20 protein-coding genes and 1 pseudogene are annotated in these 13912 nt (G+C 60.3%); 9 read left to right on the top strand and 12 right to left on the bottom strand.

Features of this window, described 5'->3' with window-relative positions:
* Positions 1–100: 100 nt before the first annotated feature.
* Complete coding sequence (locus tag V7S54_RS28980; RefSeq protein ID WP_336409492.1) at positions 101–355, bottom strand: hypothetical protein; 255 nt, start codon at positions 353–355, stop codon at positions 101–103.
* Between the two features lie 163 nt (positions 356–518).
* On the opposite strand from V7S54_RS28980, the gene V7S54_RS28985 reads away from it, so the two are divergent.
* The gene (locus V7S54_RS28985) at positions 519–707 is read left to right on the top strand and encodes a hypothetical protein (protein WP_336409584.1); all 189 of its coding nucleotides are present in this window, start codon (positions 519–521) and stop codon (positions 705–707) included.
* A gap of 108 nt (positions 708–815) precedes the next feature.
* On the opposite strand, the gene V7S54_RS28990 is transcribed toward V7S54_RS28985, so the two are convergent.
* The 3 genes from V7S54_RS28990 to V7S54_RS29000 form a co-directional block, all read right to left on the bottom strand.
* On the bottom strand, positions 816–1799 hold the full coding sequence (locus V7S54_RS28990) for a L,D-transpeptidase family protein (protein ID WP_336409493.1): 984 nt from the start codon (positions 1797–1799) through the stop codon (positions 816–818).
* 200 nt (positions 1800–1999) lie between these two features.
* Complete coding sequence (locus tag V7S54_RS28995; RefSeq protein ID WP_057249283.1) at positions 2000–2269, bottom strand: hypothetical protein; 270 nt, start codon at positions 2267–2269, stop codon at positions 2000–2002.
* Positions 2270–2652: 383 nt separating this feature from the next.
* Positions 2653–2856, bottom strand: coding sequence for a CsbD family protein (locus V7S54_RS29000; RefSeq protein WP_065372966.1), 204 nt, complete (start codon positions 2854–2856; stop codon positions 2653–2655).
* Between the two features lie 189 nt (positions 2857–3045).
* On the opposite strand from V7S54_RS29000, the gene V7S54_RS29005 reads away from it, so the two are divergent.
* Positions 3046–4125, top strand: coding sequence for a PAS domain S-box protein (locus tag V7S54_RS29005; RefSeq protein WP_336409494.1), 1080 nt, complete (start codon positions 3046–3048; stop codon positions 4123–4125).
* Positions 4126–4145: 20 nt separating this feature from the next.
* Here V7S54_RS29005 and V7S54_RS29010 read toward each other — a convergent pair whose 3' ends face one another.
* The 5 genes from V7S54_RS29010 to V7S54_RS29035 form a co-directional block, all read right to left on the bottom strand.
* Positions 4146–4385, bottom strand: coding sequence for a hypothetical protein (locus V7S54_RS29010; protein ID WP_336409495.1), 240 nt, complete (start codon positions 4383–4385; stop codon positions 4146–4148).
* Between the two features lie 192 nt (positions 4386–4577).
* Positions 4578–4790: a hypothetical protein gene (locus tag V7S54_RS29015; RefSeq protein ID WP_336409496.1), complete on the bottom strand. Its 213-nt coding sequence runs from the start codon at positions 4788–4790 to the stop codon at positions 4578–4580.
* Positions 4791–5546: 756 nt separating this feature from the next.
* Complete coding sequence (locus V7S54_RS29025; protein ID WP_336409497.1) at positions 5547–6578, bottom strand: DNA topoisomerase IB; 1032 nt, start codon at positions 6576–6578, stop codon at positions 5547–5549.
* Positions 6579–6734, bottom strand: coding sequence for a DUF3309 family protein (locus V7S54_RS29030; protein WP_112947382.1), 156 nt, complete (start codon positions 6732–6734; stop codon positions 6579–6581). It lies immediately after the preceding gene.
* A gap of 38 nt (positions 6735–6772) precedes the next feature.
* Entirely contained in the window at positions 6773–7057 is a 285-nt protein-coding gene (locus tag V7S54_RS29035) for a DUF1236 domain-containing protein (RefSeq protein WP_336409498.1), read from the bottom strand.
* 297 nt (positions 7058–7354) lie between these two features.
* On the opposite strand from V7S54_RS29035, the gene V7S54_RS29040 reads away from it, so the two are divergent.
* The 6 genes and pseudogenes from V7S54_RS29040 (at position 7355) to V7S54_RS29070 (ending at position 10319) form a co-directional block, all read left to right on the top strand.
* Positions 7355–7597: a hypothetical protein gene (locus V7S54_RS29040; protein WP_336409499.1), complete on the top strand. Its 243-nt coding sequence runs from the start codon at positions 7355–7357 to the stop codon at positions 7595–7597.
* A gap of 160 nt (positions 7598–7757) precedes the next feature.
* The gene (locus tag V7S54_RS29045) at positions 7758–7979 is read left to right on the top strand and encodes a hypothetical protein (protein ID WP_336409500.1); all 222 of its coding nucleotides are present in this window, start codon (positions 7758–7760) and stop codon (positions 7977–7979) included.
* Positions 7976–8590, top strand: coding sequence for a response regulator (locus V7S54_RS29050; protein ID WP_083203490.1), 615 nt, complete (start codon positions 7976–7978; stop codon positions 8588–8590). The genes V7S54_RS29045 and V7S54_RS29050 overlap by 4 nt, the downstream gene beginning before the upstream one ends.
* A 394-nt stretch (positions 8591–8984) precedes the next feature.
* Positions 8985–9093 (top strand): annotated as a pseudogene (locus V7S54_RS29060) (DUF2934 domain-containing protein); the annotation flags it as partial.
* A 135-nt stretch (positions 9094–9228) separates the two neighbouring features.
* Positions 9229–9660, top strand: coding sequence for a CBS domain-containing protein (locus tag V7S54_RS29065; protein WP_336409502.1), 432 nt, complete (start codon positions 9229–9231; stop codon positions 9658–9660).
* Between the two features lie 2 nt (positions 9661–9662).
* On the top strand, positions 9663–10319 hold the full coding sequence (locus V7S54_RS29070; RefSeq protein WP_336409503.1) for an HD domain-containing protein: 657 nt from the start codon (positions 9663–9665) through the stop codon (positions 10317–10319).
* A 15-nt stretch (positions 10320–10334) separates the two neighbouring features.
* On the opposite strand, the gene V7S54_RS29075 is transcribed toward V7S54_RS29070, so the two are convergent.
* The 3 genes from V7S54_RS29075 to V7S54_RS29085 form a co-directional block, all read right to left on the bottom strand.
* Positions 10335–10853, bottom strand: coding sequence for a sigma-70 family RNA polymerase sigma factor (locus V7S54_RS29075; protein ID WP_336409504.1), 519 nt, complete (start codon positions 10851–10853; stop codon positions 10335–10337).
* A 150-nt stretch (positions 10854–11003) separates the two neighbouring features.
* Positions 11004–12338, bottom strand: a complete 1335-nt coding sequence (locus V7S54_RS29080; RefSeq protein WP_442892623.1) for an NRAMP family divalent metal transporter — start codon at positions 12336–12338, stop codon at positions 11004–11006.
* A gap of 172 nt (positions 12339–12510) precedes the next feature.
* Positions 12511–12921: a tautomerase family protein gene (locus V7S54_RS29085; protein ID WP_336409505.1), complete on the bottom strand. Its 411-nt coding sequence runs from the start codon at positions 12919–12921 to the stop codon at positions 12511–12513.
* A 109-nt stretch (positions 12922–13030) separates the two neighbouring features.
* On the opposite strand from V7S54_RS29085, the gene V7S54_RS29090 reads away from it, so the two are divergent.
* Positions 13031–13894, top strand: coding sequence for a LysR substrate-binding domain-containing protein (locus V7S54_RS29090; protein WP_336409506.1), 864 nt, complete (start codon positions 13031–13033; stop codon positions 13892–13894).
* The last annotated feature ends 18 nt before the right edge of the window (positions 13895–13912 follow it).

Consider the following 13912-nt stretch of genomic DNA (forward strand, 5'->3'; position numbering starts at 1 on the left):
ACGCGCAAAGGTCGCTGTAGCACTTTGAATTGCTGCATGTTTTTGTCCTTTAACCGGCTACGATTAAAGGAAACATGTGAGTAGCCGCCGCAACCTGAAATCACATGGCGTCCTTGCCCTTCATGGCATTGTCCATGTGGGTCTTGCATTTTGCCGTATCTTTCGCCGCCATTGCTTCCTTGGCCATGGCCAGTTCCTTCGTTGCCATGTCCTTCTTGGTGGCGTCGGTGATGGAGCCCACGTCCGTTTCCAGCTTTGTCATGCCGGCCTCATCGCAGGTCATATCGGCCTGGGCCATGGCGGCGCCGGTGAAAGAAGCGGCCATGACGGCTACAATTAGAAGTTTGTTGAACATCGCATCTGCCTCCTGTTTTGGGTGGTATTTCGCGCCCCAAACCAGCGGGCGGAAACTACGTTCCCTTGAAGGCGACAATTGCCGTCCGCGCGTTGGCTTTCAGCGGCTTGCGCGGAACCAACGCGGCCTGCCAACGTTATGCGCTCGCAAGGGGAGGTGCATGATGAAACACGCGGATATCCGAACAGTCGACAACCCCCAGGCCAAACATATCTGGGATGTCGCCGATTATTGCCGGCGCACCGGCGTTCACAAGACCGAAGAGCAGCGCCTGATCAAGGTGCTTGGCAGATACGCGACGAGTCATGAGCTTCAGATGAACATCGTGCGCGTTCAGACGCGCATACGCTGATTGCTCGATACAGGCTTTTCACGGAGTACCACGGCCGGACCGCTCGATTGCGCGGCTGCACTCTTTCATTCGCGACGTCGTTTCAGCCCTTCGCAGGGTTGACGTGGCTCAGTCTACGAACTCAACGATGACGCCAGGTTTGACCATCCCTGCCAATTCTTCCGCATCCCAGTTCGTCAAGCGAACGCATCCGTGCGATCCGGACTTGTCGATCATCGATGGTTCCGGTGTGCCGTGGATTCCGTAGGTCGGCTTCGACACGTCGATCCAGACGCTGCCGACAGGGCTGTTCGGTCCGCCGGGCAAGGTCAGTTTCTTCCGGTTGTCGCCCTGCTGGAAGTTGATCTTCGGATTGTAGACATAGGGAGGCATGCGAGCGACCCCCTTGACCTTATGCGTGCCGGAAGGAGAGGGCGTCTCCCGGCTGCCGATCGTGGCTGGGTAGGCGGCGATCAGCGTCCCGTCGCCTGCGAAGGCCACGACTTGGCCGGAGCGTCGGTGCACTTCGATGCGTTTGACCGTCCCCTGCCTTGGGGCTCCAGGGACCATAACGGACACGGTATCGCCGACCGAAAACATCGAGGCCGCATTGAGTGCCTTGAGGAGATCGATGTCCATGTGAAAGCGCTCGGCCAGCTTCTCGGCGACGCTCGAATATCCGAGATGATCCATTTTCGCCTGTTCGGAGTAGTCTTTGGGTATAGTGGCGACGAGCCCCTTGGTGTCGTCTTCGGAGATGACATAGGGCTGTACCGTCGGCGTCTGATCCGAAAGTCTTTCGATGACATCCGGGTCCAGTTTGCCGTCTGCAGGCAGACCCTGCATGGTTTCGAAGGCGGCAATCGCCTTGCGGACGTTCTCGCCGTCGTAGCCGTCGATCACGCCAGGCGATGCACCCGTGCGATCCAGGAGAACTTGAAGCCGAACGATGGCGGGGTCGGGTTCGTCAGCGGCTCCAGTCTTCGGCTCCAACGAACTGGGCGCGATCGAAGCGTTGTTGATCGCATCTGGCTGAAGCGGCTGGGCCAGAGCCATAGCGGCGGGAAACAGCATCAACAGTGCTGCCGACAGGGTCATGTTTTTCATGACCATTCAATCAACTGGACGCCGGATTTGTTCCCGCCCATCGAGATGCCGCAGCCGGCCGCGATCATAGCCCGAAAGCCGACACGCCGTTGATCGCGGCCACAGCCACTTTCCGCACCGTCCCGAGGGCCGGTGCGGAAACGCTCTGCCCTCACAAGGGGTCGACCTTGCAGGTCTCGCGGATTTATCTTTCTAATCGGGCGGAGCTAGTTGAGCACACGCATCGGCGCGCCGCGTCGGGGAAAAGACGTCGCCTCCGAACGCGATCGCTCCAGCAACATGGCGTTTTCAAACAGGGTACCCTCGTCGCAGATGCCGCCGCGAAGCTGATCTGTCAGATACCGAACCAGGCGCCCCGCGCGCAGACTGTTCGCAGGGATGTTCTGCCACAGGCAGACCCGGTCGAATGTGCGCTGGAGCATTTCAAGCTCGGTTGCATTCCATTGGCCATTAAGATCATTGACTGCCCACTGCATTGAAACCTCCCTGGCGGCCGCGGTTCCCGGCCCATCTTCCAGTTGACGCTTTCACTTTCACGCGGGGGTATCGCTGATATTGGCTTCGCCCCGCGGACCTTCTTGAGGGAGACAGGCTTCGATCGCTCGGCCTCCCATGCAGTCATTCCCGGTCGTCGGCTCCGGGGCGACGACCGGCCGGTCAATCTATACCTCTTCATGGAATTAAGCCAGTGACGACGGGTTGCCGTGTTTGGTACGGCGGGACGAGAAGTTTCTTGCGAGGAACATCGCCCCTCCGGGTGGCGCCTCGCAAACCGGCCTATGTCGGCGGGTAGCAAACGGCGGAAGGCCGCGCCGGGTACTAGCCTGTGCCCGGGCGGCCATATCGCCTACACCTCGAACTACCAGGTTTGGCGACCGTACCAGTCATCAATTTCGCGACGCACCCGGTCTCGTTCGATCCCGTAAAGCTCCTGAATTCGACCTTCGAGTTGCTCGCGGTTGCCGGCGATCTGATCCAGATCGTCGTCGGTGAGCTTGCCCCATTGCTCCTTGATCTTGCCTTTGAACTGCTTCCAATTTCCTTCGATACGATTCCAGTCCATTCAAGGATCCTCCTCAATTTACAGACGCCACCCCAACTCGCGGGGGCCGAATTGGTTCTCGCGAGGCCGTTCGCCGGTCCGAAGTTTCAGGAACATTGGGAAAGCATAATGGATTGGGCTGCAGTGGAGCGGAACATTTTGGGAGGTCGGACGTACTAGTTGGGTCAGGTAGCACGAATCCGCAAATGAATGCCTGGTCGGAAGCGAGCAGAACCGATGTCGTCACGCCTATTCGATGAGGACGCAGTCGCCGACGATGTCCTTCGGGCGCGTTTCGCTGCGATTGTGGAATCGTCTGTCGATGCCATCGTCAGCAAGGATCTGGACGGCACTGTCCGTACTTGGAACGGGGCCGCGGAGCGGCTCTTCGGCTACATGGCAGACGAAATGATGGGGCAGTCCATCCTCACCATTATCCCGCCGCATCTTCACGAAGAAGAGATGAGACTGCTCAACCGCCTGAGCCGCGGGGAGCGGATCGAGCCGTTCGAGACGGTACGCCAACGCAAGGCTGGAAGCTACGTTACCGTTTCGCTGACGGTCTCGCCTATTCGAAACGGCGTGGGCAAGATCGTGGGTGCGTCGGTGGTTGCCCGCGACATTACGTCGACCAAAGAAAAGGAACGGCGCATTCGCCTTCTTCTGCGTGAGGTCAACCACCGGGTTCGGAACCAGTACGCGATCATCCTTGCAATGATCAGGCAGAGCCGTAGCGAGGCATCCAATGCCGCCACTTTCCAAAAACGTCTCGAAGAGCGCATCTGGGCATTGGCGGCCTCTCACGATTTGATTGCGTCGGCCGACTGGAAGGGGGCCGATCTCGGTGATCTCGTCGAGACACAGATGGCGCCCTTCTATCCGGGTGATACCTATGAGATTGCAGGGCCGTCCCTTGCGTTGGTACCAGTCGCGATCGAGAATCTCGGCATGGCGATCCACGAGCTGGCGTTGAATTCGTTGCGCAGTGGTGTCCTGAAAAATCGAACCGGAGCGATCTCCGTGCACTGGGCGCTTGCCGAACGGGGGCCGATCCGAGGCTTCTCGATCACCTGGGAAGAGCGGGTCGCACCGGGAAGCAAAGGTCCGAGTTTTCCGCAGTCCGGGTTCGGAGCCGTTGTGCTGAGGCGGAGCGTGGCGCAAGCACTCTGCGCGACTGTGGACGTCGTGTGCGGTGACGGGGTGCTCCGGTGGCGGCTGGCGGGACAGGCAGATCGTTTCCTGGAGCCATACCAGATCGCCGCGGAGCCACGACCGACCGATGGGGCATAGCGGCTCCGCGGTTCGCGCAGTCATCCTGCCCGGTGCTGGCGACGTTCGTTCATGTATTTGTCGAGATCACTGCGCGCTGGTCCGACACGACCGAAAATCTCGCGCGCAACCAAGGGCGTCAAACCGTATTTGGCAATGAATTCCGCGAGGTCATAGTGCCCGTAATAGACGGCTTCCGACGGATTGATGATCTTCGCGCGTCCTCGTTTTGCAGGTGCAGACGGTTTGCTCCCATAGGAAGCGGTCTGATGCTGTGCCATCTCAGATCTCCTGATGCCGTGTGACGTTGGTGTGTTCGCTTCGCAGCCCACGCCGACCCGTGGGGCACTGCATAACCAAGTGCTCCAAACGGCCTTTTGTTCCCTGTAGAAACCTTCGAGCGCGACGGGAGAAACGATTCGACGCCGTCGCATCGTGAGGGCGGTGGGCGAGAGGCGGTCGGTCGACGTTGGTCAGTCGATCTTTCCCATCAGCGCCGTGCCGAGACTGCCCATGGCGAACGAAGCGCCGAAGGCGAAGATCTGCATGAGCAGGGCGACGGGTTCGATTGAGCCGTTGTAGCCAAGCGCCTGGGGGTTCTCGGCAACGATCACCAGAGCGGTCATTGCGCCCAGCAGGAAACCGGTCGACAGGTGCCAAAAGAGAAAACGCAACAAGCTGGGCATTTTCCACCTCCGTGGATGAGAGGCGAGTACCTTCGGCAACAAGGGCTGTTGCAAGCAGCGATCAATCGGAATTGATCACTCGCGGCTCACACGTGCCTCTCCAATCAGCGCCCGCGGCTTTGTTCCGGCGAGGCGGCATTCGGTCGCTGCGTTATGCCCAGAAAGTACGCGAGGGGCAAAATGCCTGCCCGAACCTGAACACCCCAGCAGTGAGCCGCGCGCATTGTGCTCTCCGAGATGCGGCGTACATCGGCCTCTCTTAAGCGGCCATTTTGCGACAGCTTTCGGCGCAGCGCCGGCACGCTTCGACGCAACTTTCCATGTCGCCGAGACGTGCACAGTCCTCCTCGCACTCTTTGCAGACCTCGGCGCAAACTCGACAGATTTGCCGGTGGTGCTCAGTACCGATCATCATCAATCGCGCGGCCGCCTGACATAGCTCGGAGCACGAAAGAATGAGCCGAAGATGCCGCGGTTCCACATGCGTCCCCCCGAGTTCGATGCACCGTTGCATGGCAGTGTCCAGGCATTCACGATGGCAGACTAGGCAATCGTCGATGCATTCGCTCATCTCGGGCATCTGGTTGCTGTACATGGTCGCGTCCTCCTCGTATTGGGCCACCGGTCATGCGGGAAATGTCCGCGTACCCGTTGAAACCAGTCGATGGCGGGAAAGTTCCTGCGACCCGCCTAACCCAGTGGCAGTCTTGAGGGCGCGCGCCAACGGGGCGGCGCTCATACACGGCGTCGTTGCCTCTATTGCGACTTCTTCGGCCCGCGCCGTCTCAGAAAGCGAGCAAACTGGGCTTCATCGGTTCGAAGGCCGCTGGCCGGCTTCACGTTGCGGCTTGCACGCGGGATTGTTTCGCCTGGTTTTGAAAGAGCGAGAACGGCCGGATGGACATAGCTCTTGCGGCAAACGGCAGGCGTGTTGTGGAGGACTTCCGCCGCCGCCTCGCACATTTGCTTGACTGTCGGGTGCTGGCCCTCCTGCAGGGCTTGTCGCGCGACAGCAAAGGCAGCAACGCTTCCCGCCCAGGTTCTGAACGTCTTGGCCGAGATCGGGGTACCGGAAATATCGGCAAGATAACGATTGAAACGGCCGGACTCGATAGGTTTAGCCTTGCCGTCGGGTCCCACTGACACGAAGAGCTGCCGCCCGGGAAGCTCGGCAATCTCCTCCAGAATCCGCTGTAGCCGGGGATTGCGCAGGCGCCTTCGGATCCGCTGCCCGCCCTTGCCCTTGAAGTTCAGCTCGATGTACCCGTCGCGAATCCTGAGATGTCGCTTGAGAAGCGTAACGGCGCCGTAGCTGCCGTTCTGTTCCACGTAGCTGGAATTCCCGATCCGAAAAGGCGCTTGATCGAGCAAGGCTGTCAGTACCGCAAGAATTGTGGTCGGGTCGTCAATCGGCCCATTCATCTGTTTGCGGACGGTTCGCCGCATCCGCGGAAGCGCTTTGGCAAAGGCAGGAAGTTGATCGTACTTGGCGCGGCTTCGCAATTTCTGCCAGGCATCGTGATAGCGGTATTGCTTCCGGCCGCGCGCATCATAGCCGGTCGCCTGAAGGTGACCGTTCTTGTTCATGCAGATCCAGACCCGCTCGTAGGCTGGCGGCAATCCAAGCGCTTCGATGCGTGCAATGATGCCGGGGTTCTTCAGGGGCGCGCCGTTCGGGCGTCGATAACAAAAGCCGTTTGCCGTGCGCGACCGGCTGTAGCCCGGTTCCTTGTCTGAAACATAGACAAGGTCGGGCTCAGCCGGTGATGCACTCTGGCCTATCTCCAATCAGATCCGCCCCATCAACAAGAGGACCACCAGGACGACGACGAGAACGCCCACGAGACCGGATGGCCCGTAGCCCCAATTCGAAGAATGGGGCCATGCGGGAAATGCGCCGACCAGCAGCAGGATCAGAATGATCAGCAGTACGGTTCCAAGCATCTTACGGTCCTTCCGCTATTCATGCCCTTGGTTGATAATCACTGTAGGACCTCGATGACTTCGCGGGTCTGCGGATTGATGAGCACTCTTCGGTCGTTAAGGACGACGTAGCCATAGGTAGGCTGATCCGGGATCGTATAGACCTCGACGGTGTCGGGAAGGCGCGTTCCGACCACCAGGTCGCCCTGATAGTCTACGGAAGGGCTGCTCTGCTCAAGGACGTATGTTTTGACTTCACCGGGCACGACGACGGTCGTCTGCGCCACGGCGATACCGCCGAAGGACAGGCCCGCGAATACACTTGCTAGGATGATTTTCTTCATGATCAAGCCTCCTAACTTGCGGGGGACTAACCGACGAGCACGGGAATGGTTCCGAAATGCCGCAAACAGCGTCGGGCGGAGCGGGGCGGGTGGGCGAGCGTCTTCGGTCGGTCGCAAGGGTGCCGTGACAAATGTCTATTAGCGGCTCAGCATCCGTTGCCTATCCAACGGAAATATCGCGCTTTTTCGCGCTTTAGCTCCGGGGCCGATTCGATGGACTTTCGCCGGTGCCATCAACTTGGCCGGAACTCGCGGCCGTCCTCCGAGTTTATTTGTCGAACAGGAGGAACGGGAACGATGGTGAAAACGATCGAAACGAATGTCGACGTCGGTGCCGAGCGTGGCTTCGAGTGTCAGTTGGCAATGAGCGATCAATTTCGGCTCCTGACGGAATTTGCCGAACGTGCCGGTTGGTCGTGGGACGAAATCGCGATCGCTTTGCTGGAGTTGACCGATGACTATGTCGCCGCCATGCGCACGCCCGTGGAAGCAGCAGTGGGCCGCGCCAACTTTGTCCCAAAGAGCAACACGCGGCACTGAAGTGGCTGGCATGGGCTCCGCACCAGCGAATCCTGCAGTCATACTCGCAGCCGCGAAGCTTGGCTTCCACTCCCGGGGGGCGTATCCTTCGCACGGTTTCGCCACTACTGGCGACGAGCATGCCCGACAGAACACTGTGGGAACGACCAAGGTAGAAGCGATGGCTTCGGGCAAGAAGACAGATGAAGGAAACGACAGCTCGCTGATCGGCAATCCGGCTCTTCGTGCGGTCGCGCCGGACGTGGGACAAGTCGATGATGTCCCGGACCGGCTGTTGATACTCGCCAACAGGCTGCAGAAGGCTCTCGATTCCCGGCGAGCCGCAACCGCGCACAGCGCCAGAAGAACTGAGGTGGACAGAAAGATCGAGGACGAACAATGATGCCGGGCCTGCAGCATTTGCGGGTGCTGGTGGCGGAGGATGAGTTCTATGTCGCAAATGACATCGCCCTATGGCTCGAGCGGGCCGGGGCGACCATCATTGGCCCCACACCAACGGTGCAAGAAACCTTGAGGAGCCTGTCGAAGGCGGACGATATTCAGGTTGCTGTCCTCGATATCAACCTGAATGGAGAGTTGGTCTTTCCCGTAGCAGACGAACTCGCGCGTCGTTCGGTGCCCTTGATCTTCTTCAGCGGCTACGATGATGTGAGCGTTCCGGAAAGGTTCAGGTCAGCGGCACGTCTTAGCAAGTGCGCTGGCTCCTCAGACCTGGTGAGCGCCGTTTTTGAGCAATACCTCCTGAATGTGTCGACCCTTGCCCCGATCTACGGTGGCCTGTCCGGTCAACTCGTTACAGATCTCATTCCTGGTCTGCGCCTCCGGGCCAGGGTGCTGATGGCAAGCGTCAAGGCGGCGGATCTTCTCGTCGAGCGCACGCTCGAACGTGCCATTGCCTTGGCTGCCACGAGAGAGAGGGCACAGCCGCTCGATACGTGGCTACATGAGTTGATGGCGATCATTTACAGCGAAGGCCCATACGGGCCGAACTGAGCGACCATTACCCGCTTACCCGAATGATGGGGTGGGTATAAATGGGCGGTTCACGGACTTCGTCCGGGTTCGGCGTTCGCTTTTCATCCGGCAGATCTTCGGGTTCTGGTTCCTCGATCGGGCGCGGTGTCCGGTTCGGCTCCGGTACCGGGGGCGGTTGCTCGACGGGTCTATATGGGCTCGGGCTCATTTCGCTTTTCCTCGTTTCCATGAAGAACCGGCGTTTTCCCACATGGTTCCGAGAAGTTTCGAGGATCGTTGCGGGCGGAGCTTTCGAGGGTATCCGAGCATTGTCGCAGAACCCTTGTCGGCGCGGCGATCCGCCGAGGCGGAAACGGAACAAATCCAGGTTTTCAGAGTTTGCAGAGCGCAACACTTGAGGAGGGTCAGCGTTATGGACGACAGGGAGGAACTCATTCGCCGGCGTGCGTACGCGATCTGGGAAAGCGAGGGGCGGCCCGAGGGTCAAGACCAGCGCCACTGGGAACAGGCAAGCCGCGAACTGGCTGAACGTGAGCGCCCCCATCCCACGCAAGAAGCCGACGACGATACCGGAACACTTGTTGCGCCGTCGACGGCTCCGCACGGGAAGGCCGGTCGCGGAGCCGATGAATCTTGAACGAGAAAGGAAAACGTCCATGCGAATTTCCGAAATCATGACAAGAGACGTTCACGTTGCCAGCCCGGACGACACGATCTCAACGGTTGCACGGGAGATGGCCGATAACGACATCGGCTTCCTGCCGGTCCGCGATAACGATCGCTTGGTCGGCATGATCACCGACCGCGATATCGTCGTACGTTGTGTCGCGGATGGTCGCGACGACAAGACCCGTGTCGGCGAGATCATGACTGCCGACGTCAAATACTGCTTTGACGACGAAGACGTTTCCGAGGTCGCCCGCAACATGGGAGACGAGCAGGTGCGCCGCTTGCCGGTCGTCGATCGCAACAAGCGCCTCGTCGGCATCGTTTCGCTGGCTGATGCGGCGCGTCGCGATCCTGCGCTCGCGGGCATAGGCCTCAAAGGCGTGACTGCTCCAGGCGGCGCTCACAACCAAAGGCCATAACGATGGCTGACACCCGCGACCGGCGCTCACTATGGCGCTCCCCAGTCCTGCTCTCCGCGCCCGAGGAGCATGCTTGGGCGCGAGAAGTCGCCGTTCACGCCCACGCCGGTCAGCGCGACAAGGCAGGCGAACCCTACATACGGCATTGTCAACGCGTTGCCGATGCCGTTCAGGGTGACAAGGCCAAGACCGTTGCCTTCCTGCACGATGTCCTGGAAAAGTCGCCGGGATGGACAGCTGAAAGGCTGCTGGATTCCGGCTTCTCGCCAGAGGTCGTTGCTGCAGTCGAATGCCTGACGCAGCGGCCCGGAGAAACGAAGGATGCGTTGACGATCCGTGCCGCCGCCAACCGGCTTACCCTTGAGGTGAAGCGGGCGGACCTCGGCGACAATCTTGCCCAGATAGAACGCCAAGGCAAAAGCGGCGCCGAATACAGGCGCAGGCTGCACCTGCTTGAGGAAGTCGTCAGCGATAAGCACGCTACGGCAGACCACGAAGACGCTGCGGCAGGCCTGATGAGCGAGGCGCGGCTTGCCCGCGTTGATGCCGCTCGCCGCGCACTTCGTAGCCAGTATTCCACTCGTGTCGCGAAACGATCTTTCGTCGTTCTTTTCGGTCTGGCGATCGTCGGTGCGTTCTATTTGATTATCATGCAGTGATCCGAATGTGCCGGTTCATTCAACCGGCACGCCGTTCATGCGGTAGGCGAGCTCGTCACGAGCTCGGCTGAGCCTGCTCTTGATGGTTCCAACGGCGCAGTCGCAGATATCGGCCGCCTCCTTGTAGCTCAGGCCATAGCCGGCGACGAGGACCAGGACCTCCCGATGCACGGGGGCCAGCGTTTCCAGCGCAGTGCGCAATTCGCAATTCAGCACGCACCACTCCTGCGGCGGCGCCATGGGTATCGGCAACTCGGCGCAATTGATGACGCCTGGCGCTTCGCGCCGGCGCAACTTGTACTGTGTGCGGAACGCATTGTGCATGATGGTGAAGAGCCACGACTTCAAATTTGTCCCGGGCTCGAAACCATCGATACCGCGCAGCGCGCGGTAAAGCGTTTCCTGCAGGAGATCGTCCGCCTCGAAGTTGGAGGTGACAAATGTGCGTGCAAACGCTCGCAACGCCGGAATGAGATCAACGACTTGAGTTTCCAGCGGCTGCGTTTGCGCTTCCTTCTTGAGGGTGGAAGGCATCGGAAAACTGCCTTTCGGAATAGCTAAGTTGTTCTTTCAACAATGCGCGGTAGGCCTTTATGTTCCGCCCCCGCGCTACGAGCGCCGCGGATGAAACCGAAGGGAAATAGCGGAACCGTCGTCGCTTCGCCGCGCACCTCGGCGGCCTTCCTAGAGCAAGAACATTCCGGCCGTTGCAGCCAGCATCACCAAGGCAGTCGCGCCGCCGAGCGTCAACATCCACCAGGGCGCCTTGAGCTGGCCCATGATGCGGCGATTGGCGGCCATCATCGTCATCATGGCGATGAGGGGACCTGCGAGCATGCCGTTTATGATCGCGCTCCAATAGAGCAGCAGGAACGGGTCTACCCCGACGAGAAAAACGGCAACGCTACCGAGTGTTGCCAGCGCGATCGTGCCATAGAAAGCCTTTGCCCTGCGCGGTGCGCGATCCAACCCTTCGGGCCATTGAAACAGTTCGGCAACGGCGTAGGCGGCCGACCCCGCAAGCACGGGAACCGCCAACATGCCCGTTCCAATAATGCCAGCGGCAAAGAGCACAAAGGCGACATTGCCGGCGATCGGTTTCAGAGCTTCTGCCGCTTGCGCGGATGTCTCGATGTGGGTGGTCCCGTTGGCGTGCAGTGTTGCGGCGGTCGCGATCATGATCGACAGGGCGACGGTGCCGGACAAGGCCATGCCGACAATCGTGTCGATCTCAATGCGCACGAGCTCCGGCTTGGCGGCCTGCGGGTTGGCGCCCAATCTCTGGTGATGCCGTCGTCCGAGTTCTTCCACTTCCTGGCCCGCCTGCCAGAAGAGCAGATAGGGGCTGATCGTCGTTCCCAGCACCGCGACCAAGGCCATGGCTTGCTCGCCGCCGACGGTGAACGAAGGAATGAAAACTCCACGCGCCGCCTCCATCCAGGGAACATCGACGACGAAGACGACCGCGACATAGGCAAAGAGTGAAAGCGTCAGCCACTTCAGAAATGTCGCATAGCGTCTGTACCGCACGAAAATCTCGAGCAACACGCAGACGATGCCAAACACCCCGGCATAGACGAGCTGTGGCCCACCGGCGAGCAGACGTAGGGCGGCGCCCATGGCTGCGAGATCGGCGCCGATATTGATGACGTTCGCGACCAACAACATCAACGTGGCCACGCGCGCCAATGACGCGGGGTAGTGCCGTCGCAGGTTGCGCGCGAGACCTTGACCGGTGACGGCACCAATCCTGGCGCTCAAGCCCTGCACCCCAACCATGAACGGGTAACAGAACAGCACGGTCCATCCGAGGGAAAAGCCAAATTGCGCGCCGACCTGACTGTAGGTGGCTATCCCGCTTGGGTCGTCATCGGCAGCGCCGGATATCAGGCCCGCGCCAAACTTGCGTGAGACACTGCCGCCGCCTTGTTCGGGCAAAGGCGCTGATGAGCGCCGCCCATGCTTTCCATCGCCGCCATCTTTGTCAAATGTGCTCGTCTGCCGGACCGGATCCACCATGATCGGCCCTCCGCTACTGGTGTCAGTTCAGCGTCGAACGGCCTTGCCAAGCGATTGTTCCCTCCCATCCGGCTGCTCTCCGGCGCTCCCATTTTGCCGCGTGATGAAACTGGCGACCCCTCCGCGCAATCCGGACTGTGCGGAGGGCGGCCAGCTGAGAGGATGTCCGCTGCTATGCGGTGACGTTCAGCTTCCCGCTGATGTATCGAAACTCTTGCGTCTTGCCACCGTAGCCGTAAGCAGCGGCCGGCACCTCGTGCACGAGAATGTAGCTCTCCGAATGCAGCCTGCCGAGCAGTTGCTCGAAGCGGCCGTATACCGCCTCCAGATAGGCAGCCATTTCCGGCTTCGTGTTTGTCCCGTCGACGACCTTGATGTCCAGCCAGAAGCTGTTCAGATCCTGCTCCGCCAGCGACCTGCCACCGGCGAACCAATGGGCGGGATCGATGTAGGTCACGGCGATCGCGGTGATCGTCGGATCCTTGCGCAGGTGCGTGGCCGTCAGCTCGCTGACCGCGGCGGCGATCCGGGAAGAGAGAGCTACGTCTGCCTTGCCGCTGACCGAGATGTTGATGATAGGCATGGAAGGCTCCTTTTGGTGATCTGTGATCCGTTGTTGAATTCAATCTGCCATTTCATTTGATGAGATAAAATCGAATTGTTTGATATCGATAATTCGATTATTATGAAGTATGAAAACCTTCGATCCTGACCTGCTCCGAACGTTCCTTGCCTTTGCAGAAGGTGGCTCACTTGCGCACGCGGCCGCCGCGGTGGGGCGCACCGCTTCCGCTGTCACCGCTCAGATGCAGCGATTGGAGGTAATGGTGGGAGAGCCGCTTCTCGCCCAGTCGGGGAGAGGACGTGTCCTCACGCCGGCCGGGGAGGAACTGCTCGTTCATGCGCGGCGGATTCTCGAAGTCCATCGGGATGCGTGGCTCAGCCTCAAGGGCGCAAAGGCCGATGGGCGCCTGACGCTCGGCTGCACCCAGGACTTCGCCGACAGCAACCTGCCCGATCTCTTGCGTCTCTTTGCGCGAACCCATCCGCGCGTACGCCTCGATCTGCGGGTCGGGCGCTCGCGGGAACTGACGACAGCCTACGACCAAGGAACGATCGATGTCCTGATCGTCATGCGGGACGGCGCGCAACCGGACGAGATCACGATGCTGAGCGAGCCGATGCTGTGGTTATCCGCATCGGCTGATCCGGTTCCCGCCGGTGGTGAGTTGCCGATCGCGGTATTGGACCCGCCCTGCGGGTTTCGCTCGGCGGCCACCCGTGCGCTCGAAGACGCCGGTCTTGCCTATCGTATCGCGGCGACCAGTCCGAGCCTTTCCGGGTTGCGTGCTGCGGTCCGCAGCGGCATCGCGATCACGGCGCGGACCGCGCGATTTGTAGGCGAGGGGGTCGCCGTCGCGCCCCAAGCCCTCTCGTTGCCGGCGTTGCCGAAGGCGGAGTTCAGCCTGCGGCTCAAACCGAAGGCGGACAAGGCCGCCTCCAGCCTTGCGATGCTTCTCGCAGAAGGATTGCCGAACGAGAGCAGCAGACCATGATGTTATCTTGGGGCCAAC

Source organism: Ensifer sp. CCNWLY38 (assembly GCF_037120565.1).
Classification (GTDB): Bacteria; Pseudomonadota; Alphaproteobacteria; order Rhizobiales; family Rhizobiaceae; genus Ensifer; species Ensifer adhaerens_H.